This window comes from Arthrobacter sp. 10T44 (assembly GCF_056393885.1).
The window spans coordinates 129,966-151,721 of the sequence record NZ_JBFTGT010000006.1; the positions used below are offsets into that span (position 1 = coordinate 129,966).

Consider the following 21,756-nt stretch of genomic DNA (forward strand, 5'->3'; position numbering starts at 1 on the left):
CTAGTAATGGAGGTTCGGTGCTATTTAGCCTGATGGGGCGCCTGCTCGTCGCCCACAGGATGACCGTTCTGGCCATCATTTGCCTGCAGCTCGTGCAGACCACCGCCAACCTGATGCTTCCGACGCTCAACGCTGCCATTATCGACGACGGCATTGTCGCCGGCGACACGCCCGTGATCCTGCGCCTGGGAGCCTGGATGGCGGTAGTTGCTGCCCTCCAGGTCGGTGCCGCCATCGCCGCAGGCTACCTCGGCGCCGTCGTCGCCATGCGCGTGGGGCGGGAGTTGCGCGAGGAGCTTTTTGCCAAGGTGCAGACCTTTTCCTCGCAGGAGGTCGGCGTGTTCGGGGCGCCCAGCCTGGTCACCAGGGCCACCAATGACGTCACGCAGATCCAGAACCTCACCGTCCTGGTCTTCACCATGCTCGTCGCCGCGCCCGCCAGCTTCATCGGCGGCATCGTCCTCGCGGTGCGCCAGGACCTGCCGCTGTCCGGGATTGTGGTGGCCGTGATCCCGGTTCTCGCGGGACTCATGCTGCTTATTGTGCGCCGGCTGATTCCGCTGTACCGGCGCGGCCAGGGACTCATCGACCGGATCAGCCGGGTCCTGCGCGAACAGATCATTGGCGCCAACGTTATCCGCGGCTTTGTCCGGCAGGAGCATGAAATCCGGCGCTTCGATGCGGCCAACAGGGACCTCACCAGGAACAACCTCGACTCTGCGCTGCTGGTTGCCGGCATGAATCCAATGATCATGGTGGTGGTTAACCTGTCCTCCGTCGCGGTGGTCTGGTTCGGCGGCCACCGGATCCAGTCCGGACAGATGCGCCTCGGCGCGCTGACCGCGTTTATCGCCTACATCCTGCAGATCCTGATCGCCATCATGATGGCCATGTACGTCTTCACGACGGCCCCGCGGGCCGCTGCCTGCGCGGAGCGCATCCAGGAAGTCCTGGACACCGAACCGTCCATCGGCGGGTCGGAGCCGGACCCGGCGCCGGCGAAGCTGCTGCCCCCGGAACGGATGCCCCGTTCGGGTCGGGGCCCCGTCCCCGCAGGCACCGTGGAGTTCCACGACGTCGAATTCGCCTATCCCGGCGCCGAAGCCCCGGTCCTCACCGGGGTCACGTTCACGGCCGCTCCCGGAACCACGACGGCGGTCATCGGTGCCACGGGAAGCGGCAAGACCACGCTGCTGAATCTGCTGCCGCGCTTCCTTGACCCGACGGCGGGCAGCATCAGCATCGGCGGCCGCGGGACCCGATCGCTGCCGCTTGCTGAGCTGCGCGGACTGATCTCCATGGTGCCGCAGCATTCCTACCTCTTCTCCGGGACCCTCGCGGAGAACCTGCGCGTGGGCGGCCCGGACGCGACTGATGCGGAACTGTGGCAGGCCCTGGCGACCGCCCAGGCGGGCGACTTTGTCCGCGACCTCCCGGGCGGGCTCGAGGCGCCGGTCAGCCAGGGCGGCACAAACTTTTCCGGCGGGCAGCGCCAGCGCCTGTGCATCGCCCGGGCACTCCTCCGGCCCGCGCCCGTCTACCTCTTCGACGACAGTTTCTCCGCCCTTGATTACGGCACCGACGAGAGGCTCCGCGCCGCCCTGGAACCGGCGCTGCGGGCGGCCACCGTCCTGGTGGTGGCGGAACGCGTGTCCACGATCGAGAAGGCGGACCTGATCCTCGTGCTCGAGGACGGCCGGCTGGTGGCCAAAGGCACCCACCAGGAACTGATGGAGTCGTCGCGGGCCTACCAGGAGATCGCCGCCTCCCAGCTGGTGCTGGAGGAAACTCCGTGAGCGCGGATGTCGCCGCGCGGGGCGGAACGGCTGCAAGCAAATGGCGGACGGCCGGAAGGCTGCTGGGACTCCTGACGCCGGTACGCCGCCGCATGGCCGGTGCCATCGCCGCCACCTGCGCCTTCGCGGCGCTGAACGTGGCGGCCCCCAAATACCTTGGCGACGCCACCGACGTCGTGGTCCAAAGCGTCGTCGGCGGCACCTTCGACGAGCGCAGGCTCGGCCGGCTGCTGCTAGCGGTCGCCTTGATGTACCTGGGCGCCTCGCTGTTCAGCTGGATCCAGGGCGCCCTGACCGCGACGGCGGTGCAGCGGCTCGGCTACGGGCTCCGCGCCGCCGTCGAACAAAAGCTCCATCTGCTGCCTTCCAGCCATTTCGACGACCAGCACCGGGGCGACGTACTCAGCCGGGCCACAAACGACGTCGACAACGTCTCGCAGGCGCTCAACCAGTTGCTCAACCAGCTGATCATGTCGGTGTTGATGCTCTCCGGCGCCCTGGCCATGATGTTATGGCTCTCGCCGCTGCTGGCCGTGATTGCGCTGGCCTCGGTCCCGGTCTCCACCTTGATCACCGTGTTCGTGGCGCGGCGGTCGCAGGCGCACTTCACCGAGCAGTGGGCCAGCACCGGTGAACTTAATGCCCACTTGGAGGAGTTCTTCACCGGGCACGAAGTGGTCAAGGCATTTGGCCGGCAGGGGGCGGCCGCGGCCACCTTCGGGGAAAGCAATACGCGGCTGTTCCGGGCAGCTTCGAGCGCTCAGTACGTGTCCGGGGTCGTGCAGCCCCTGATGATTTTCGTCTCCAACCTCAACTACATCGCCGTCGCCGTCATCGGCGCGCTTCAGGTGGCCGCAGGCACCATGACGATCGGGGGCGTCCAGGCCTTCATCCAGTTCAGCCGGCTCTTCAGCCAGCCAATGGGCCAGATCGGCGGAATGCTCAACCTGATGCAGTCCTGCGTGGCCTCCGCGGAACGCGTCTTCGCGCTGCTGGACGCACCGGAAATCCCCGCGGATGCTGCGCCCTCTGCCGCTGGCGCCGCCCGTGCCGCCGCCGCCCGTGCCGGCGCCGCGGAGCCCGCACCTCCGGGGCGGGTCAGCTTCGAAAGCGTCACCTTCGGCTACGGTCCCGGTGCCCCCGTCGTGGAGGACCTCTCCTTCGCAGTCGAGCCGGGCCAGACCGTCGCTATCGTCGGGCCGACCGGAGCCGGAAAGACCACGGTGGTCAACCTCCTGATGCGGTTCTACGAGCTGGACGGCGGGCGGATCACCGTGGACGGCATCGACATCGCCGAAATACCGCGCGACGCGTTGCGGTCCGCCTTCGGCATCGTGATGCAGGACGCCTGGCTCTTCACCGGCAGCATCCGGGAGAACATCGAATACGGCAGGCCCGGCGCCAGCGACGGCGAGATCATCGCCGCGGCGCAGGCCAGCCACGTGGACCAGTTCGTCCGCGCCCTCCCGGCCGGCTATGCCACCATGCTCGGCAACGACGGCGACTCCCTCAGCCGGGGCCAGCGCCAGCTCATCTCGATCGCCCGGGCGCAGCTGGCCGGCCGCGGCGTCCTGATCCTCGACGAGGCCACCAGCTCGGTGGACAGCCGCACCGAAGCCCAGATCCGGCAGGCAATGGCCCGGCTGCGCCAGGGCCGGACCAGCTTCGTGATCGCCCACCGCTTGTCCACGGTCCGGGACGCTGATCTAATTCTGGTCATGGACCACGGACGGATTGTTGAACAGGGAAACCACCAGGAACTGATGGCGGGGGGCGGTTTCTACGCCGCCCTCTACCGGGCCCAGTTCGCCGGCCGCGAACAGCCCGAGAGCGTTCTGGAGCCTGAGCTGTGAGTTCCGCGGAACGTGCCGCCGCACAATTTCCAGGCAGCTGGAAGCCAAACACGGGCAGCTCGGTGCCGCTGTTTGAGCAGCTCCGGCTGAACATCATCGAGCAGGCGGACAACGGCACCCTGGCGCCGGGCACCCGCCTGCCGGCCGTCCGCAGCCTGGCAGGGGAGTTGGGGGTGGCGCCGCACACCGTGGCGCGCGCCTACAAGGAACTCGAGGCCGCCGGCGTGGTCGCGACCCGCGGCCGGAACGGCACCGTCGTCTGTGCCCGGGACGAGGCCTGGGGCTCGCTTACCGCTGCCGCCTCGGAGTTCGCGGCGGCAGCCAAAGCCCAGGGCGCCAGCTTCGCCGAGGCCGTTCAAATACTGGCGGCGGCGTACGACCGCCAATAGCACACCGGCCCTCCGAATGGATATTCGAAGAAGTTTTCGATTAGCATTGGAGGCGTGCCTAAAGCCGTAGCTGAAGAACCCGCCGTTGATGTCCAGCCCGCCGCCGTACCGGTGAAGTCCGGAAAATCGGCAGGCCCCAAGCCGTCCAGCCCGGCCTCGTCGGGCATAGAGCTGGCCCGCCCGGACCTGTCCCGACTCGTCGTGAAGGGCGCGCGCGAACACAACCTGCGCAACGTCGACCTCGACCTGCCGCGCGACGCGATGATCGTCTTCACCGGCCTTTCCGGCTCCGGCAAGTCCTCGCTGGCCTTCGACACCATCTTCGCCGAGGGACAGCGGCGCTACGTGGAGTCGCTCTCCGCCTACGCCCGCCAGTTCCTGGGCCAGGTGGACAAGCCCGACGTCGACTTCATCGAAGGCCTGTCGCCCGCGGTGTCGATCGACCAGAAGTCCACGAGCAAGAACCCCCGTTCCACCGTGGGCACGATCACCGAGATCTACGACTACATGCGCCTGCTCTGGGCCCGGGTGGGACGCCCGCACTGCCCAGTCTGCGGCGAGCCGGTGACCAAGCAGACCCCGCAGCAGATCGTCGACCAGCTCCTGGAACTGCCCGAGGGCACCCGGTTCCAGGTGCTGGCACCGGTGGTCCGCGGCCGCAAGGGCGAATTCGTCGAACTGTTCAAGGAGCTCACGGCGAAGGGCTACTCAAGGGCCCGGGTGGACGACAAGCTGATCCAGCTCAGCGATCCGCCCAAGCTGGGCAAGCAGTTCAAGCACACCATTGAGGTGGTGGTGGACCGCCTCGTCGTCAAGGAAGGCATCAGCCAGCGCCTCACCGACTCGGTGGAAACCGCCCTGGGCCTTGCCGAGGGCCGCGTGCTGGCCGAATTCGTCGACCTCGAGGCGGATGACCCGGAACGGATCCGTGCCTTCTCCGAGCACCTCGCCTGCCCCAACGAGCACCCCCTCGCGATCGACGAAATCGAACCCCGCTCGTTCTCCTTCAACAATCCTTTTGGCGCCTGCTCCGCCTGCAGCGGCATCGGCACCAAGCTCGAGGTCGATGAGGAACTCCTCATCCCCAACCCGGAGCTGTCCCTCGCCGAAGGCGCCATCGCGCCCTGGTCGCTCGGCACCGCCACCACCGAGTACTGGAACCGGCTCCTCGGCGGCCTGGCCAAGGAAATTGGCTTCAAGATGACCACGCCTTGGGAGAAGCTCTCCACTGAGGCGCGGCAGACCGTGCTGCACGGCAAGGACCACAAGGTCGTGGTGCAGTACCGCAACCGCTTCGGCCGGGAACGCAAGTACAGCACCGGCTTCGAGGGCGTTGTCCAGTACGTGCACCGCAAGCACACGGAAACGGATTCCGACTCGGCGCGGGACCGCTACGAGGAGTACATGCGCCAGGTCCCGTGCCCGGCCTGCAACGGCGCCCGGCTGAACCCGGCGTCGCTCTCCGTCCTGATCAACGGCAAGTCGATTGCGGAGGTCGCCGCGCTGCCGATGCGCGAATGCGCGCACTTCCTGGACACCCTGGTCCTCAGCGGCCGGGAGGCCCAGATCGCCCACCAGGTCCTCAAGGAGATCCGGGCCCGCCTGACCTTCCTGCTCGACGTCGGCCTGGAGTACCTGAACCTGGAGCGGCCCTCCGGCACCCTGTCCGGCGGCGAGGCCCAGCGCATCCGCCTGGCCACCCAGATCGGTTCCGGCCTGGTCGGCGTGCTGTACGTCCTCGACGAGCCCTCGATCGGCCTGCACCAGCGCGACAACCGGCGTCTGATCGAAACCCTCACCCGGCTCCGGGACCTCGGCAACACCCTGATCGTGGTCGAACACGACGAAGACACCATCCAGGAGGCGGACTGGGTGGTCGACATCGGACCGGGCGCCGGCGAGCACGGCGGCATGGTGGTCCACTCCGGGTCCTACCAGGACCTGCTGAAGAACACCGAGTCCCTGACCGGCGATTACCTCTCCGGACGTAAGTCCATCGAGGTGCCGAAGAAGCGGCGCAAGTACGACAAGAAGCGCGAGCTGAAGGTCGTCGGCGCCAAGGAAAACAACCTGCTGAACGTGGACGCAGCCTTCCCGCTGGGCCTGTTCACCGCCGTCACCGGCGTCAGCGGATCCGGCAAGTCCACCCTTGTCAACGAGATCCTCTACAAGGTGCTCGCCAACAAGCTCAACGGCGCCAAGCAGGTCGCCGGACGGCACAAGACGGTCCAGGGCCTCGAGCACCTGGACAAGGTGGTGCACGTCGACCAGAGCCCCATCGGCCGCACCCCGCGGTCCAACCCGGCCACCTACACGGGCGTCTTCGACCACATCCGGAAGCTCTTTGCCGAGACCACCGAGGCCAAGGTCCGCGGTTACCAGCCCGGCCGGTTCTCCTTCAACGTCAAGGGCGGACGCTGCGAGGCCTGCTCCGGCGACGGCACGCTGAAGATCGAGATGAACTTCCTGCCGGACGTGTATGTGCCCTGCGAGGTCTGCCACGGCGCCCGCTACAACCGCGAAACGCTCGAGGTGCACTACAAGGGCAAGACCATCGCGGACGTCCTGAACATGCCGATCGAGGAGGGCGCCGAGTTCTTCGCCGCGTTCTCGCCGATCGCCCGGCACCTCAAGACCCTGGTCGACGTCGGCCTCGGCTACGTGCGGCTCGGCCAGCCTGCAACCACCCTTTCCGGCGGCGAGGCGCAGCGCGTGAAGCTGGCCGCGGAGCTGCAGAAGCGCTCCAACGGCCGCAGCGTCTACGTCCTGGACGAGCCCACCACCGGGCTGCACTTCGAGGACATCCGCAAGCTGCTGATGGTGCTGCAGGGCCTGGTCGAAAAGGGCAACACCGTGATTACGATCGAGCACAACCTGGACGTCATCAAGAGCGCCGACTGGATCGTGGACCTGGGACCCGACGGCGGTTCCGGCGGCGGCCGGATCGTTGCCTCCGGAACACCGGAGCAGGTGGCCAAGTCCAAGGAAAGCCACACAGCGGCCTTCCTGGCCGACATCCTGGGCTGACCGGGGTTCGCTGACTGCGAGGCGACACCCGCCCCATGACGCGCAAATGCCCTGCCGCTACCGGACTTCCGGCGGCGGCAGGGCATTTGCGCGTCGTCGCGAAGCGAAGTACCCACGATGTATTCCCGAAGGAGTATGTGAATTTCTGGCAGCCGCGCACTCGTGAGAAACTAGGCCCGTGACGCCTACAACCGTGCCCGTGATCTTCGACCTCGACGGCACTCTTGTCGATCCTGCCGGGGGGACAGCGGACGGAATCGCAGCGCCCCTCACCGAACTTCGCCTCCCGCATCCGGGGAAGTCCGTCGCTGACGAGGCCGGCGCCGGGCCGGGGGCGGGTCCCGTCCCCGCAGGCCAGGCCGTCATGGTGGGGGACCGGGCGCAGGACGTGGCCGGGGCGGCTGCGAACGGATCGGACTGTGTCGGCGTAGGCTGGGGTTTTGCGCCCGACGGCGAACTCCACGCGGCCGGCGCCGTCGAGATCGTGCACACCACTGCGGCGCTTCACGCTACGATCACCAGACTCTCCGAATGCCCGGGGACCACAGCCCTGAATGAGGTGCACACCATTGGCAATGTTTGACGCGATCCGCTGGACGACCCGCGGGCTCATTTCCTCGACCTGCCGTCCCACCGTGATCGGCCTCGAGAACGTGCCCAAGGAGGGTCCCTTCATCGTGGCGCCGAACCACCTGTCCTTCCTCGACAGTGTGATCGTCCAGGCCCTCATGCCGCGCCCCGTGGCTTTTTTCGCCAAAGCGGAATATTTCACCACGGGCGGCGCCAAGGGCAAGCTGATGAAGTCCTTCTTCGAAGCCGTCGGTTCCATTCCGGTCGAACGCGGTGAACAGGCCGCCAGCGTCCAGGCGCTGAAGACGCTGCTGGACATCCTCGACGCCGGCAAGGGCGTTGGAATCTACCCGGAGGGCACCCGCTCCCGTGACGGCATTCTCTACCGCGGACGCACCGGCGTCGGTTGGCTTGCCCTCACCACCGGCGCCCCGGTCATCCCGGTGGGCCTGATCGGCACCGAAAACCTGCAGCCGGCGGACAGCAACAAGGTGACACCGCAGCACTTCACCATGAAGGTGGGCGAGCCCCTGTACTTCGACAAAACCGGCCCGGACCACTCCCTGCCGGCGCGCCGACAGGTCACGGACCGGATCATGGACGCCATCGCCGAACTGAGCGGCCAGCAGCGGGCCACCACCTACAACCAGAGCAAAAGCGTCGATTAGCGCTGCTCCCTGCCGCGGACACCCGTCCGGTCACCCGTCCGCCACACCCGCACGGGAGCCGACGGTCGGGGCGGTCCCGCCCGGCTTAGTAGAATGGACTAGTGGCAAATCCAGCTAGTTACCGTCCCCAGACGGGGGAGATCCCGACCAACCCGGGCGTGTACCGCTTTCGCGATCCGCATGGCCGGGTCATTTACGTCGGCAAGGCCAAGAACCTCCGGTCCCGGCTGAACTCCTACTTCGCCAACCCCGCGGGCCTGCTGCCCAAGACGTATGCCATGGTGCACACCGCCAGCAGCGTGGAATGGACCGTCGTCGGCAGCGAACTGGAATCCCTGCAGCTCGAATACACCTGGATCAAAGAATTCAAGCCGCGGTTCAACGTCATGTTCCGCGATGACAAGAGCTACCCCTACCTCGCCGTCACGATGGGGGAGAAGTACCCCCGGGTGCAGGTCCTCCGCGGCGAACGGCGCAAGGGGACCCGGTATTTCGGGCCCTACACGGCCGGCGCCATCCGCGACACCATGGACACCCTGCTGCGGGTCTTCCCGGTCCGCAGCTGCAGCCCCGGCGTCCTGAAACGCGCAGAAGCCAGCGGCCGTCCCTGCCTGCTCGGCTACATCGACAAGTGCGCGGCGCCCTGCGTCGGCCGGATCTCGGCGGAGGACCACCGGGCCCTGGCCGAGGATTTCTGCGCCTTCATGGGCGGCGAAGCCAAGCGCTTCGTGTCCCGGCTCGAGAAGGACATGGCCGCCGCCGTCGCGGAGCTCGACTACGAACGCGCGGCCCGGGTGCGCGATGACATCATCGCGCTGAAAAAGGTCTTTGAACGCAATGCCGTGGTCCTGGCCGAGGATACCGACGCCGACGTGTTCGCGCTGCACGAGGACGAGCTTGAGGCCGCAGTCCAGGTCTTCCACGTCCGGGGCGGCCGGATCCGCGGCCAGCGCGGCTGGGTGGTGGAAAAGGTCGAGGACACCACCACGCCCGACCTCGTCGAGCACTTGCTCCAACAGGTCTACGGCGAGGAAGGCGAAAGCCAAGGCCGGATGCCCCGCGAGGTTCTAGTGCCGGCCGAGCCCAGCAACGCCGCCGAACTCGCCCAATGGCTCAGCGGGCTGCGGGGGGCCCGGGTGGACATTCGTGTCCCGCAGCGCGGCGACAAGGCCACGCTGCTCTCCACCGTCCGGGACAACGCCGAACACGCCCTCAAGCTGCACAAGTCCCGGCGCGCCGGCGACCTGACGATGCGTTCCCAGGCGCTCCAGGAACTGCAGGAAGCCCTGGATCTGCCGGTCGCGTTGATGCGGATTGAATGCTTCGATATCTCGCACATCCAGGGCACCAACGTGGTCGGCTCCATGGTGGTGGTCGAGGACGGCCTGCCGAAGAAATCCGACTACCGGAAATTCTCGGTCACCGGTGCCGCGGCCAACGACGACACGGCGGCCATGCATGACGTCCTGACCCGCCGCTTCCGGAACTACCTGCAGGAACAAGCCGATAAAACGGCCGACGGTTCCGGGCCGCTGGCCGTCGCCCAGGCCGCCGCCGTGGCCCCGGTAGCGGACACCACGACGCCGGCGCCGAAGACGAAATTCGCCTACCCGCCCAACCTCGTCGTCGTCGACGGCGGCAAGCCGCAGGTGAACGCGGCAGCGAAGGCCCTCGAAGAGCTCGGCATCGAGGATGTCTATGTGGTCGGACTCGCCAAGCGGCTCGAGGAGGTCTGGCTGCCGGACAGCGACTTCCCGGTCATCCTGCCGCGCGCCTCGGCCGGTCTCTATCTGTTGCAGCGGATCCGGGACGAGGCGCATCGCTTCGCCATCTCCTTCCACCGGCAAAAGCGCGGCAAGGCCATGACAGTCTCCGCGCTGGACGGCGTGCCCGGCCTCGGCGACTCCAAGCGCAAGGCGCTCCTGAACCAGTTCGGCTCGGTGAAAAGCATCAAGGCCGCCACGGTCGAGGAGCTGACGGCCGCCAAGGGGGTCGGACCAGCCCTCGCCGGGGCAATCGTGCGGCATTTCAACGCGGCGGAGGACACGGAAGGGCCCGCCGCGCCGGCCGTCAACATGACAACCGGCGAAATCCTCGAAACTTAGCTAGCTCCGGCAATCTTAGCTAGGGTAAGGAGCTGAGGTACGGCGCACGGCGGGCAGGCAACTGCCGCGTGCGCCGGCCTCACGGCAGAGCAGACAGCAGAGATGGGGCACGACTGATGACAGAGTCAACGGCAGGATCCGGCATGGAGGCGGACGGGTTGACCCCCGTCAAGCCGATCGAGGCGGAACTGCTCGTGGTGACCGGGATGTCAGGGGCCGGTCGGAGCACCGCCTCGGACGCCCTCGAGGACCACGGCTGGTACGTGGTGGACAACCTGCCGCCCCAGATGCTCGGCACGCTCGCCGAGCTGGTCTCCCACGCCCCGGGCTCCATCTCCAAACTCGCCGTCGTCGTCGACGTCCGCAGCAAGGACCTCTTCGCGGACATCCGCGCCGCGCTGCGCAACCTCGAAGCCAGCGGTGTCACCTTCCGGGTGCTGTTCCTCGACGCCAGCGACGACGTCCTGGTCCGGCGCTTCGAACAGGGCCGGCGGCCGCACCCGCTGCAGGGCGGCGGCCGGATCCTCGACGGCATCGCCGCGGAACGCGAGCTGCTGCATGAGCTGCGCGAATCCTCGGACATTGTGCTGGACACCTCGACACTCAACGTCCACGGCCTCGCGACCGCCATCACCGAACTGTTCAGCGAAACCGGTCCGGTGGCGCTGCGCCTGAACGTCATGAGCTTCGGCTTCAAGTACGGGCTGCCGGTGGACGCCAACTTCGTCGCCGACGCCCGCTTCATCCCCAACCCGCACTGGGTTCCGCAACTGCGCCCGCACACCGGGCTCGACAAGGACGTCAGCGACTACGTGCTCGAGGCGGAGGGCGTCAACAACTTCGTGGAGCGCTACGTGCTGGCCCTCGAACCAGTCCTGGACGGCTACCGGCGCGAAAACAAGCACTACGCGACCATCGCCGTCGGCTGCACCGGCGGCAAGCACCGTTCCGTCGCCGTGGCGGTTGAACTCTCGCGGCGGCTTGCCCAGTACCCGCGTGTCACGGTCACCACTACGCACCGGGATCTGGGCCGCGAGTAATGGCGCTCCTGACCGGGCCGCTGCCCCTGGTGCCGGCCGCCAGTGCGGCCTCCGCCGGCCAGCAGGACAAAGGCCCCTCCGTGGTCGCCCTCGGCGGAGGCCACGGCCTTTCCGCTTCACTTTCCGCCCTGCGGCTGCTCACCTCGGAACTGACCGCGATCGTAACGGTCGCCGACGACGGCGGTTCCTCCGGCCGGTTGCGTGACGAGTACGGCGTCCTGCCGCCCGGTGACCTGCGGATGGCCCTGTCCGCACTCTGCGACGACACCGACTGGGGTCGGACCTGGCGCGATGTCATGCAGCACCGGTTCAAACCCGGCAAGGGCCGCGGCGGTTCGCTCGACGAACACGCGATGGGCAACCTGCTGATCGTCACCCTCTGGGAACTGCTCGGGGATGCCGTCGTCGGGCTGCAATGGGCCGGGGCGCTGCTCGGCGCCCGGGGCCAGGTCCTGCCGATGTCCACCACCCCGCTCACCATCGAAGGCGAGGTGCGGGTGGGGAAGCCCGACGGCACGTCGGGGCTGCAGACCGTCCGCGGACAGGCCAAGTGCGCCGTCGCGGGTTCGCTGGAAGCCGTCCGGCTGCTGCCCGAGTCGGCCCCGGCCTGCGTCGAGGCGCTGACCGCGATCGAACTCGCCGACTGGGTGGTCCTGGGCCCCGGCTCCTGGTACACCTCGGTGCTGCCGCACCTGCTGCTGCCGGAGATGCGCGATGCGCTGTGCAAGACCGAGGCGCGGCGCTGCCTCACGATGAACCTCGCCACGGACACCAAGGAGACCCTCGGAATGTCCGCAGCGGACCACCTGCGCGTGCTGCGCGACTACGCACCGGACTTCAGTGTCGACGTCGTGCTGGCGGACCCCGCGTCGGTGCCGGACCTCCCGGAGTTCGAGCGGGCGGCCGGGATGCTCGGAGCAGAGGTGGTCTTGGGTAAAGTAGGGGCGTCGAGCCGCCGGCCGATCCACGACCCGCTGCGCCTGGCAACGGCGTACCACGACATTTTCGGGAACAGGTAGGAAAGGTGCCATGGCACTGACAGCATCAGTCAAGGAAGAACTTTCCCGGCTGGACATCAAGAAGTCCTCGGTCCGCAAGGCTGAAGTGTCCGCCATGCTCCGCTTCGCCGGGGGCCTGCACATCATCTCCGGCCGGATTGTGATTGAGGCCGAGGTGGACTTGGCCTCGACCGCCCGCCGGCTCCGTGCCGCGATTGCCGAGGTTTACGGGCACCAGAGCGAAATCATCGTCGTCTCCGGCGGCGGCCTGCGCCGCGGCAGCCGCTACGTGGTGCGGGTGGTGCGCGACGGCGAGGCCCTCGCCCGCCAGACCGGCCTGCTGGATGCCCGCGGCCGGCCCGTCCGCGGCCTGCCCTCCGTGGTGGTGAACGGCTCCGCCGCCGACGCCGAGGCGGTCTGGCGCGGCGCGTTCCTGGCCCACGGCTCGCTCACCGAGCCCGGCCGCTCCTCCGCCATGGAGGTCACCTGCCCCGGGCCGGAATCGGCCCTCGCCCTCGTTGGCGCCGCCCGCCGGCTCGGCATCCAGGCCAAGGCACGGGAGGTCAGGGGAGTGGACCGCGTCGTGATCCGCGACGGCGACACCATCGCGGCGCTGCTGACCCGGATGGGCGCCCACGACGCGCTGATGGTCTGGGAGGAGCGGCGGATGCGCAAGGAAGTCCGCGCCACCGCCAACCGGCTGGCCAACTTCGACGACGCCAACCTGCGCCGCTCGGCGCAGGCGGCCGTCGCCGCGGGGGCCCGCGTGGACCGGGCACTGGAGATCCTCGGCGACGACGTCCCGGACCACCTGAAATACGCCGGCGAACTGCGTGTGGCCCACAAGCAGGCCAGCCTGGACGAACTGGGCCGGCTCGCCGACCCGGTGATGACGAAGGACGCCATCGCCGGCCGGATCCGACGGCTCCTGGCGATGGCGGACAAACGGGCGCAGGACCTGGGCATTCCCGGCACCGAGGCGAACGTGACGCCGGAAATGCTCGACGAGTAGCCACTGCGGGGATTCAGCGACAGAATCGGATCCGACGGCCGGGAATACCTCAGCAGGACCGGAGGCTATGCCCACTGGATCCACATCCATAGACTTCCGGGTGTCCAACCATCCGGATGCACAATCCGAGAGTTAGCAAAACCGGACGAACACGTCCACGACATTGGAGGATTTTGTGACCGAGTACGTACTGCCCGAACTTGACTACGATTACGCCGCGCTGGAGCCCCACATCTCTGCGAAGATCATGGAGCTGCATCACAGCAAGCACCACGCCACCTACGTGGCCGGCGCCAACAACGCGCTGGCCCAGCTGGCCGAGGCACGCGAAAAGGGCGACTTCGCCAACATCAACCGCCTCTCCAAGGACCTCGCGTTCCACACCGGCGGCCACATCAACCACTCCGTGTTCTGGAAGAACCTTTCCCCGGACGGCGGCGACAAGCCCGAGGGCGAGCTCGCGGCCGCGATTGACGACGCCTTCGGCTCCTTCGACGCCTTCCGCGCCCAGTTCAGCGCCGCGGCGCTGGGCCTGCAGGGCTCCGGCTGGGGCTTCCTCGCCTACGAGCCGATCGGCGGCAACCTTGTCATCGAGCAGCTCTACGACCAGCAGGGCAACGTCGCGCTGGGCACCACGCCGCTGCTGATGCTGGACATGTGGGAGCACGCCTTCTACCTGGACTACGTCAACGTCAAGGCCGACTACGTCAAGGCTTTCTGGAACATCGTGAACTGGGCCGACGTCGCCAAGCGTTTCGACGCCGCCCGGAAGAACGCCACCGGCCTGATCACCCTCTAGGACAGTGCAAACCGGCGCTTAGCCGAAACCAGGCTGTAACAAAGCTCACATTTCGAGCCGTTCGGCCCGAAACGTGGACTGCCCGCCCCCGCACTTGCGGGGGCGGCTCCACTTAAACGTAAGATGGATCACGGAAGGCGGTTAGCCTTCAGCAACGTGGCTGGTCGCCCTCCGATCTGGTAATCATCTCTGCCCAATGGCGTGCGGGATCTGTTAGTTGGCTTGAACGCCTACTCAACTAATCGTGCTTGATAGAGCACCAAGGAGACTGAAAACGTGACGACACGTATTGGTATCAACGGCTTCGGCCGCATCGGCCGCAACTACTTCCGCGCCGCCCTGGCCCAGGGAGCAGACCTCGAGATCGTTGCAGTCAACGACCTCACCAGCCCGGAAGCCCTCGCACACCTCTTCAAGTACGACTCCGTCGGCGGCCGCCTGGCCGAAACCATCGAGGTCAAGGACGGCAACATCGTCGTCGACGGCAAGACCGTGAAGGTCCTTGCCGAGCGTGACCCGGCCAAGCTCCCCTGGGGCGAGCTGGGCGTGGACATCGTGATCGAGTCCACCGGCTTCTTCACCAAGGCCGCCGATGCGCAGAAGCACATCGACGCCGGCGCCAAGAAGGTCCTGATCTCCGCCCCCGCCTCGGACGAGGACATCACGATCGTGATGGGCGTGAACGACGGCCTCTACGACCCCGCCGCGCACAACATCATCTCCAACGCCTCCTGCACCACCAACTGCCTCGGCCCGCTGGCCAAGGTCATCAACGACTCCTTCGGCATCGAGCGCGGCCTGATGACCACCATCCACGCCTACACCGCTGACCAGAACCTGCAGGACGGCCCGCACAAGGACCTCCGCCGCGCCCGCGCCGCCGCCATCAACATGGTTCCCACCTCCACCGGCGCAGCCAAGGCGATCGGCCTGGTGCTGCCGGAGCTCAAGGGCAAGCTGGACGGCTACGCCATCCGCGTCCCGGTCCCCACCGGCTCCGCCACCGACCTCACCGTGACCGTCTCCCGCGAGACCACCGTCGAGGAAGTCAACGCCGCACTCAAGGCCGCGTCCGAGACCGAAGAGCTCAAGGGCCTGCTGACCTACACCGATGAGCCGATCGTCTCCTCGGACATCGTCGGGGACCCGGCGTCGTCCATCTTCGACTCCGGCCTGACCAAGGTGATCGGCAACCAGGTCAAGGTTGTTTCCTGGTATGACAACGAGTGGGGCTACTCCAACCGCCTCGTCGACCTTACGGAGCTCGTCGCGTCGAAGCTGGGCTAGGGTAAGACCCATGACATTCCACACCCTCGACGAACTGATCGCTGATGGTGTCCGCGGGCGGTACGTTCTGGTCAGAAGTGACCTGAACGTGCCGCTCGACGGCTCTGCAGTCACTGACGACGGCCGGATCAAGGCCTCCCTGCCAGTGCTGTCGAAGCTAACGGACGCCGGTGCCCGCGTGCTGGTCACGGCACACCTCGGCCGCCCCAAGGGCGCCCCGGAGGAGAAGTACTCGCTCAAGCCCGCCGTGGCGCGCCTGGCAGAGCTGGCGTCCTTCAAGGTCTCGCTCGCTGACGACACGGTCGGTGAATCCGCCAAGGCGGCCGCCGCCGCACTGCAGGACGGCGAAGCCCTCGTGCTCGAAAACGTCCGCTTCGACGCCCGCGAGACGTCCAAGGACGACGCCGAACGCGGCGCCTTCGCGGACGAGCTGGTCGCCCTCACCGGTGACAACGGCGCCTTCGTTGACGATGCCTTCGGTGCCGTGCACCGCAAGCACGCCAGCGTGTACGACGTCGCCACCCGGCTGCCGTCCTACCAGGGCGACCTGGTCCGCACCGAGGTGGAGGTGCTGCGCAAGCTGACCACCGACACCCAGCGGCCCTACGTCGTCGTGCTGGGCGGTTCGAAGGTCTCGGACAAGCTCGCCGTGATTGCCAACCTGATCGGCAAGGCGGACACCATCCTGGTGGGCGGCGGCATGCTGTTCACCTTCCTTGCCGCCGCCGGCCACAAGGTCGCCGGCAGCCTGCTCGAAGAGGACCAGATCCCGGTCGTCCAGGATTACCTCAAGCGCGCCGCCGACGCCGGCACCGAGTTCGTTGTCCCCACCGACGTCGTGGTGGCCAGCAAGTTCGCCGCCGACGCCGACCACGAAACGGTGTCAGCCGACGCCATCGAGTCCAGCAGCTTTGGTGCCTCCGGCATCGGCCTGGACATCGGCCCGGATTCGGCAGCCGCCTTCGCAGAGCGGATCAACGGAGCCAAGACGGTGTTCTGGAACGGGCCCATGGGCGTCTTCGAGTTCCCGGCCTTCGCCGGCGGCACGCGGGCCGTTGCCAAGGCCCTCACGGAAACCGCGGCATTTACAGTCGTGGGCGGCGGGGACTCCGCCGCCGCGGTGCGGACCCTGGGCTTCGCCGATGACCAGTTCGGGCACATCTCGACCGGCGGCGGCGCGAGCCTGGAATACCTTGAAGGCAAGGAACTTCCCGGCCTGAGCGTGCTGGACCGCTAGAACCTCCAGCCGGCAGGGTGCCCGGCCCGCAAGGCGGGCACCCTGCCGGCTCTTTCACTGCTACGAATCTTTTGGAGATCACGTGACAACGTCAACCCACGGCAAGTTCGACCGCAAGCCCTTCATCGCGGGCAACTGGAAGATGAACATGGACCACGTCCAGGGCATCACCCTCCTGCAGAAGCTGGCCTGGACCCTGTCCGACGCCAAACACGACTACAGCCGGGTGGAGGTCGCCGTGTTCCCGCCGTTCACCGATCTCCGCGGCGTGCAGACCCTCGTCCAGGGCGACGAGCTGGACGTCGTCTACGGCGGCCAGGACCTCTCGCAGTTCGACTCCGGCGCCTACACCGGGGACATTTCCGGACAGTTCCTCGCGAAGCTCGGCTGCCGCTACGTCCTGGTGGGCCACAGCGAACGCCGCACCATTCACAACGAGTCCGACGAGGTCCTCAACGCCAAGACCAAGGCGGCCTTCCGCCACGGCATGACCCCCGTGCTGTGCGTCGGCGAGGGGCTCGAAGTCCGCCAGGCCGGCACGCACGTGGACCACACGCTTGCCCAGCTGCGGGCCGGCGTCGAAGGCCTTACCGCGGAGCAGGCCGCCGAACTGGTGGTCGCGTACGAGCCCGTCTGGGCCATCGGCACCGGCGAAGTCGCCGGGCCGGAGGATGCCCAGGAGATGTGCGCCGCGATCCGCGCCGAACTCGCCACGCTCTTCGACGCCTCGGTCGCCGCCAAGACGCGCCTGCTCTACGGCGGCTCGGTGAAGGCGAACAACGCCGCCTCGATCCTCAAGGAACGCGACGTGGACGGATTGCTGGTCGGCGGTGCCAGCCTGGATGCCGCCGAGTTTGCTAATATTGTCAGGTTCGAGAGTCACCTGCTGACGGATTAGTCCGGACACAGCTTTGGCCCCCGCAATCCCCATCTTCTGAAAGGCCGTCGTGGACGTTCTTCATGTCATTCTCCAGGTGCTGCTGGGCATCACCAGCCTCCTGCTGACCTTGCTCATCCTGCTTCACAAGGGGCGCGGCGGCGGTCTGTCCGACATGTTCGGCGGCGGCATGAGTTCCGGGCTCAGCTCCTCGGGCGTAGCCGAGCGGAACCTCAACCGCTTCACGGTCATCCTCGGAGTCACCTGGGGCGTCGTCATCATCGCCCTCGGCCTGCTGATGCGCTTCAGCACCGGCGCCGACTCCTAGTACCCCCGTTTTCTAAAACTTCATATGGGCCTTGCGGCCCTCCCCGCATCGGGAACTCCGAACTACACTGTCGCTGGCAAGCCAATCCACCAGCCGAGTAGCCAGGAGTTCCCGATGCTGCATTCTGCTTCCGGATTCAGGGGCATCCGCGTAGGTGCCATCGCCGGAGCCCCGGCCCGCCATGAGCCCCTCGACGGGGGCGCGGCGCAACCCCGGATCTGCGTCACCTACCGGTGCGCGAAAGGCCATGAGACAGCCCTCGTGTTCGCCAAGCTCCCTGAGGAGCAAATCCCCGGGGTGTGGGACTGCCGCCGCTGCGGCGGAGCAGCCACCCGGGACGAGTCCCGCTTCGCGCTGGAGGACGAACCCGCCGAGGGTTTCAAGAGCCACCTCGAGTACGTTAAAGAAAGGCGCTCCAGCCAGGACGCCGAAGACGTGCTGGCTGGAGCGCTTGAACGGCTACGCGCCCGACGCGCCCTTCCGGACGAGCTGCTCGGGGACGCGTGAGGCTGCGTTCTCGTCGATCAGCCACAGCGTCTGGAACCGGCCACGGGGCCCTGCCGCCGGCACCTGCACCGGGTTGGCTCCGGCCAGGGCCAAGCCCACGGCGCCGGCCTTGTCATCGCCGGCCACCACCATCCACACCTCGTTCGCGGTGTTGATCGTCGGCAGCGTGAGGGAGAGCCGGGCCGGCGGCGGCTTGGGGGAGTTGCGGACCCCAACGACGGTCAACTCCTTCTCCCGGATGCCGGCCTGCTCCGGGAACAAGGACGCCACGTGCGCGTCCGGGCCGACGCCCAGCAGCACGATGTCCAGCCGCGGCAAGGCGCCGGGCTCCTCCGGACGGTCATCGGACATATCGGCGGCGTGCTCGGCCGCAGCCGCCTCGGCAAGCCGCCGCGCGTAGTCCGCCGCTGCTTCTTCAGGGGTTCCGAAGTCGTCCGTCGAGCCCGGGACGTGGACGCGCGAGGGGTCCACGTTGATGTGCGAGAGCAGTGCCTCGTGCGCCTGGCGGGCGTTGCGGTCGGCGTCGTCCGAGCCGACGAAGCGTTCGTCGCCCCACCAGAAGTTGACCTTGGACCAGTCCACCGCCGGTGCGGCCGGCGACTCGGCGACCGCCTTGAGCGAGCCGATCCCCATCGTGCCGCCGGTAAGCACCACCGTTGCCTCGCCGTGCTTGTCCTGGATGTCCACAAGCTTGGTGATCAGGCGTGCCGCGATCGCCGCCATCAGGACGGTCGAGTCAGGATGGATGCTTACTCTGGGGTCAGCGCTCACTGGGACGGACACTCCTTAGGTTGGTACGTGGCAGTCCAATAGTAATCACTTCACCGAAGACTTCGTCCGGGTCCAGGCGCCGGAGCTCCTCAGCCAGGCAGTCCTTGAGGCTGCGGCGCGGCAAGGAGATGCGCTGGGCAGGCTGGCCCGGCTGGGTCAATTCCGCCACGGTGAGTCCGGGCCGGAACAGCTGCACGTCGCCGCCGGTGCGGGTCAGCCGCACGCGCCGGATCCCGGTGCCGGCCGGATCGGCGACGATGGTCACCGGGGCGTCCAGCGCCAGCGTGAGCCATGCCGCGAGCAGCAGGGTGCTGGGGGAGTCCGAGGCGCCTTCGACAGCGACGGCGGTGACCGGCGAGGAGTCCACTTGGTCCAGGACTGCCGCCAGCTGGATCCGCCAGTTGGTCAGGCGGGTCCAGGCCAGGTCGGTGTCGCCGGCCTTGTAGGTGCTGCGGAGATTGTCCAGCGCCGCCAGCGGGTCCGGCTCGTTTGCGGAGTCGGTGATGCGGCGGTGCGCGATCCGGCCGATCGACGTCTCGCAGGCATTCCGGGGCGCACCGTGCGGCCACCAGGCCACGATCGGGGCATCCGGAAGGAGCAGCGCGGCCACGAGGGATTCGCTTTCCTCCGCGAGTTCGCCGTAGCCGCGGAGCAGGATGACCTCGGAGGCGCCGGCGTCGCCGCCCACCCGGATCTGCGCGTCCAGCCGGGTGGGCGCCGAGGCGCCGGCGTCGGCGAGGACGATGATCCGGCAGGGGTGTTCCCGGCTGGCTTCGTTGGCGGCCTCGATGGCTTCCTCTTCGAGGCCGGACTTGGTCACCACCACGAGGGTCAGCACGCGGCCCAGGGCGATCACGCCGCCCTGTTCGCGCAGCGCCATGATCTTCTTGGAGATCTTGGAGGTTGTTGTGTCGGGAAGATCTACGATCATGGCCTTCTCCAGGTCCGTCCGTCGCGGGCGAGCAGTTCATCGGCGGAGGCGGGACCCCAGCTTCCGGGGGCGTAGGGCTCCGGCTGTTCGTTCAGGCTGGCCCAGTAGTCCTCGAACGGGTCCAGGATCTTCCAGGACAGCTCCACCTCCTGGTGCCGCGGGAACAGCGGCGGCTCGCCAAGGAGCACGTCCAGGATGAGCCGTTCGTAGGCCTCGGGACTGGACTCGGTGAAGGAATGGCCGTACCCGAAGTCCATCGTGACATCGCGGACTTCCATCTGGGTGCCGGGGACCTTGGAGCCAAAGCGGATGGTGGCGCCCTCATCGGGCTGCACCCGGATGACGACGGCGTTCTGGCCGAAGTCGTCCTCGCCGTGGTCACGGAAGAGCAGGTTGGGCGCGCGCTTGAACACGACGGCGATCTCCGTCACTCGCCGCCCCAGCCGCTTGCCGGCCCGCAGGTAGAACGGCACGCCGCTCCAGCGCCGGGTGTTGATGTCCACCCGGATCGCGGCGAACGTCTCGGTCGTGGAGTCGGCGGGGATGCCTTCCTCCTCCAGGTAGCCCTGGACCTGCTCACCGCCCTGCCAGCCGCCGGCGAACTGTCCGCGCGCCGAGTGCGTGGAGAGGTCCTCCGGCAGCCGGACCGCGGCCAGGACCTTTTCCTTCTCGGCGCGGAGGTCGTCCGCGTTGAAGGAGATCGGTTCCTCCATGGCGGTCAGGGCAAGCAGCTGCAGCAGGTGGTTCTGGATGACGTCGCGGGCAGCGCCCACGCCGTCGTAGTACCCGGCGCGGCCGCCCGTGCCGATGTCCTCCGCCATGGTGATCTGGACGTGGTCCACGTAGTTGGCGTTCCACAACGGTTCGAACAGCTGGTTGGCGAAGCGCAGGGCCAGGATGTTCTGGACCGTCTCTTTGCCGAGGTAGTGGTCGATCCGGAAGACCGCATCGGGCGGGAACACCGATTCCACGATGTCGTTGAGCTGCCGGGCCGACTCGAGGTCGTGCCCGAACGGCTTCTCGATCACGACGCGGCGCCACTTGTCGCCCTCGGCCTGGGCGAGGCCGTGCTTGGAGAGCTGCCGGCAAACCAGTTCGAAGGCCTTCGGCGGGATGGAGAGGTAGAAGGCGTGGTTGCCGCGGGTGCCACGCTGCTCGTCGAGTTCGTCGATGGTTTCGCTAAGCCGCTCGAAGGCGTCGTCATCGTCGAACTCGCCCTGCACGAAGCGGATGCCCTCGGAGAGCTGCTTCCACACCGTTTCGTCGAAGGGTGTGCGGGCGTAGTTTTTGACCGATTCCTTCACCTCGGCGGCGAAGTCCTCGTTCTCCCACTGCCGCCGGGCAAACCCGACGAGGGCGAAGCTCGGGGGCAGGAGCCCGCGGTTGGCGAGGTCGTAGACGGCCGGCATGAGTTTCTTGCGGGCGAGGTCACCGGTAACGCCGAAGAGAACCAGGGAGGAGGGGCCGGCGATGCGGTTCAGCCGGCGGTCCCGCGGGTCCCGGAGCGGATTGCGCCCCCGGCCCGCGGACTTAGGGCTGCCGTTTTGCGAGAGTGGCATGG

The 21,756-nt window shown here is 67.6% G+C and carries 19 protein-coding genes; 16 read left to right on the forward strand and 3 right to left on the reverse strand.

Annotated elements, in window-relative coordinates; genetic code table 11:
- The first annotated feature begins 32 nt into the window (after positions 1 to 32).
- The 16 genes from AC1DBL_RS11965 (at position 33) to AC1DBL_RS12040 (ending at position 18,493) form a co-directional block, all read left to right on the forward strand.
- Complete coding sequence (locus AC1DBL_RS11965) at positions 33 to 1,796, forward strand: ABC transporter ATP-binding protein (protein WP_476926228.1); 1,764 nt, start codon at positions 33 to 35, stop codon at positions 1,794 to 1,796.
- A gap of 92 nt (positions 1,797 to 1,888) precedes the next feature.
- Entirely contained in the window at positions 1,889 to 3,649 is a 1,761-nt protein-coding gene (locus AC1DBL_RS11970; protein ID WP_476926229.1) for an ABC transporter ATP-binding protein, read from the forward strand.
- The gene (locus tag AC1DBL_RS11975; protein WP_476926188.1) at positions 3,646 to 4,038 is read left to right on the forward strand and encodes a GntR family transcriptional regulator; all 393 of its coding nucleotides are present in this window, start codon (positions 3,646 to 3,648) and stop codon (positions 4,036 to 4,038) included. Before AC1DBL_RS11970 ends, AC1DBL_RS11975 begins: the two co-directional genes overlap by 4 nt.
- A 165-nt stretch (positions 4,039 to 4,203) precedes the next feature.
- Positions 4,204 to 7,065, forward strand: coding sequence for an excinuclease ABC subunit UvrA (gene uvrA / locus AC1DBL_RS11980; RefSeq protein ID WP_476926230.1), 2,862 nt, complete (start codon positions 4,204 to 4,206; stop codon positions 7,063 to 7,065).
- Between the two features lie 178 nt (positions 7,066 to 7,243).
- Positions 7,244 to 7,648 (forward strand): HAD hydrolase-like protein, encoded by a 405-nt coding sequence (locus AC1DBL_RS11985; RefSeq protein WP_476892589.1) that lies wholly within the window; start codon positions 7,244 to 7,246, stop codon positions 7,646 to 7,648.
- A complete protein-coding gene (locus tag AC1DBL_RS11990; protein ID WP_175323308.1) occupies positions 7,635 to 8,303 on the forward strand; it encodes a lysophospholipid acyltransferase family protein in 669 nt (222 codons plus the stop codon). Before AC1DBL_RS11985 ends, AC1DBL_RS11990 begins: the two co-directional genes overlap by 14 nt.
- 101 nt (positions 8,304 to 8,404) lie before the next feature.
- Positions 8,405 to 10,408 carry an excinuclease ABC subunit UvrC gene (gene uvrC / locus AC1DBL_RS11995; RefSeq protein ID WP_441418681.1) on the forward strand — a complete coding sequence of 668 codons (2,004 nt, stop codon included), beginning with the start codon at positions 8,405 to 8,407 and terminating at the stop codon, positions 10,406 to 10,408.
- Between the two features lie 116 nt (positions 10,409 to 10,524).
- On the forward strand, positions 10,525 to 11,448 hold the full coding sequence (gene rapZ / locus AC1DBL_RS12000) for an RNase adapter RapZ (RefSeq protein WP_175323310.1): 924 nt from the start codon (positions 10,525 to 10,527) through the stop codon (positions 11,446 to 11,448).
- A complete protein-coding gene (locus AC1DBL_RS12005) occupies positions 11,448 to 12,467 on the forward strand; it encodes a gluconeogenesis factor YvcK family protein (RefSeq protein ID WP_476892588.1) in 1,020 nt (339 codons plus the stop codon). The genes rapZ and AC1DBL_RS12005 overlap by 1 nt, the downstream gene beginning before the upstream one ends.
- Before the next feature lie 10 nt (positions 12,468 to 12,477).
- Entirely contained in the window at positions 12,478 to 13,458 is a 981-nt protein-coding gene (gene whiA / locus AC1DBL_RS12010; RefSeq protein WP_066438143.1) for a DNA-binding protein WhiA, read from the forward strand.
- A gap of 175 nt (positions 13,459 to 13,633) precedes the next feature.
- Positions 13,634 to 14,257, forward strand: coding sequence for a superoxide dismutase (locus AC1DBL_RS12015; RefSeq protein WP_175323312.1), 624 nt, complete (start codon positions 13,634 to 13,636; stop codon positions 14,255 to 14,257).
- Positions 14,258 to 14,533: 276 nt separating this feature from the next.
- Complete coding sequence (gene gap, locus AC1DBL_RS12020) at positions 14,534 to 15,544, forward strand: type I glyceraldehyde-3-phosphate dehydrogenase (RefSeq protein ID WP_441418683.1); 1,011 nt, start codon at positions 14,534 to 14,536, stop codon at positions 15,542 to 15,544.
- A gap of 10 nt (positions 15,545 to 15,554) precedes the next feature.
- Positions 15,555 to 16,781: a phosphoglycerate kinase gene (locus AC1DBL_RS12025; protein WP_441418684.1), complete on the forward strand. Its 1,227-nt coding sequence runs from the start codon at positions 15,555 to 15,557 to the stop codon at positions 16,779 to 16,781.
- 82 nt (positions 16,782 to 16,863) lie between these two features.
- Positions 16,864 to 17,679, forward strand: a complete 816-nt coding sequence (gene tpiA / locus AC1DBL_RS12030; protein WP_476926189.1) for a triose-phosphate isomerase — start codon at positions 16,864 to 16,866, stop codon at positions 17,677 to 17,679.
- A 49-nt stretch (positions 17,680 to 17,728) separates the two neighbouring features.
- Positions 17,729 to 17,986, forward strand: a complete 258-nt coding sequence (gene secG / locus AC1DBL_RS12035) for a preprotein translocase subunit SecG (RefSeq protein WP_175323316.1) — start codon at positions 17,729 to 17,731, stop codon at positions 17,984 to 17,986.
- Positions 17,987 to 18,100: 114 nt separating this feature from the next.
- A complete protein-coding gene (locus tag AC1DBL_RS12040) occupies positions 18,101 to 18,493 on the forward strand; it encodes an RNA polymerase-binding protein RbpA (protein WP_476892585.1) in 393 nt (130 codons plus the stop codon).
- Here the strand turns inward: AC1DBL_RS12040 and pgl are convergent.
- From pgl to zwf, 3 genes are read right to left on the reverse strand one after another with little or no spacing between them, the layout of a single operon-like run.
- On the reverse strand, positions 18,446 to 19,264 hold the full coding sequence (gene pgl / locus AC1DBL_RS12045) for a 6-phosphogluconolactonase (protein WP_476926190.1): 819 nt from the start codon (positions 19,262 to 19,264) through the stop codon (positions 18,446 to 18,448). The genes AC1DBL_RS12040 and pgl overlap by 48 nt on opposite strands.
- A complete protein-coding gene (locus AC1DBL_RS12050) occupies positions 19,254 to 20,195 on the reverse strand; it encodes a glucose-6-phosphate dehydrogenase assembly protein OpcA (RefSeq protein WP_441418688.1) in 942 nt (313 codons plus the stop codon). Before AC1DBL_RS12050 ends, pgl begins: the two co-directional genes overlap by 11 nt.
- Positions 20,192 to 21,754: a glucose-6-phosphate dehydrogenase gene (gene zwf, locus AC1DBL_RS12055; RefSeq protein WP_441418689.1), complete on the reverse strand. Its 1,563-nt coding sequence runs from the start codon at positions 21,752 to 21,754 to the stop codon at positions 20,192 to 20,194. The genes AC1DBL_RS12050 and zwf overlap by 4 nt, the downstream gene beginning before the upstream one ends.
- Positions 21,755 to 21,756 lie beyond the last annotated feature (2 nt).

What these genes read in the sequence shown, in the direction of transcription:
- AC1DBL_RS11965 (WP_476926228.1), top strand. Translation starts at nt 33, where the DNA reads ATGGGGCGCCTGCTCGTCGCCCACAGGATGACCGTTCTGGCCATCATT.
- AC1DBL_RS11970 (WP_476926229.1), top strand. Translation starts at nt 1,889, where the DNA reads ATGGCCGGTGCCATCGCCGCCACCTGCGCCTTCGCGGCGCTGAACGTG.
- rapZ (WP_175323310.1), top strand. Translation starts at nt 10,525, where the DNA reads ATGACAGAGTCAACGGCAGGATCCGGCATGGAGGCGGACGGGTTGACC.
- AC1DBL_RS12005 (WP_476892588.1), top strand. Translation starts at nt 11,448, where the DNA reads ATGGCGCTCCTGACCGGGCCGCTGCCCCTGGTGCCGGCCGCCAGTGCG.
- whiA (WP_066438143.1), top strand. Translation starts at nt 12,478, where the DNA reads ATGGCACTGACAGCATCAGTCAAGGAAGAACTTTCCCGGCTGGACATC.
- AC1DBL_RS12025 (WP_441418684.1), top strand. Translation starts at nt 15,555, where the DNA reads ATGACATTCCACACCCTCGACGAACTGATCGCTGATGGTGTCCGCGGG.
- AC1DBL_RS12040 (WP_476892585.1), top strand. Translation starts at nt 18,101, where the DNA reads ATGCTGCATTCTGCTTCCGGATTCAGGGGCATCCGCGTAGGTGCCATC.
- AC1DBL_RS12050 (WP_441418688.1), bottom strand. Translation starts at nt 20,195, where the DNA reads ATGATCGTAGATCTTCCCGACACAACAACCTCCAAGATCTCCAAGAAG.
- zwf (WP_441418689.1), bottom strand. Translation starts at nt 21,754, where the DNA reads ATGCCACTCTCGCAAAACGGCAGCCCTAAGTCCGCGGGCCGGGGGCGC.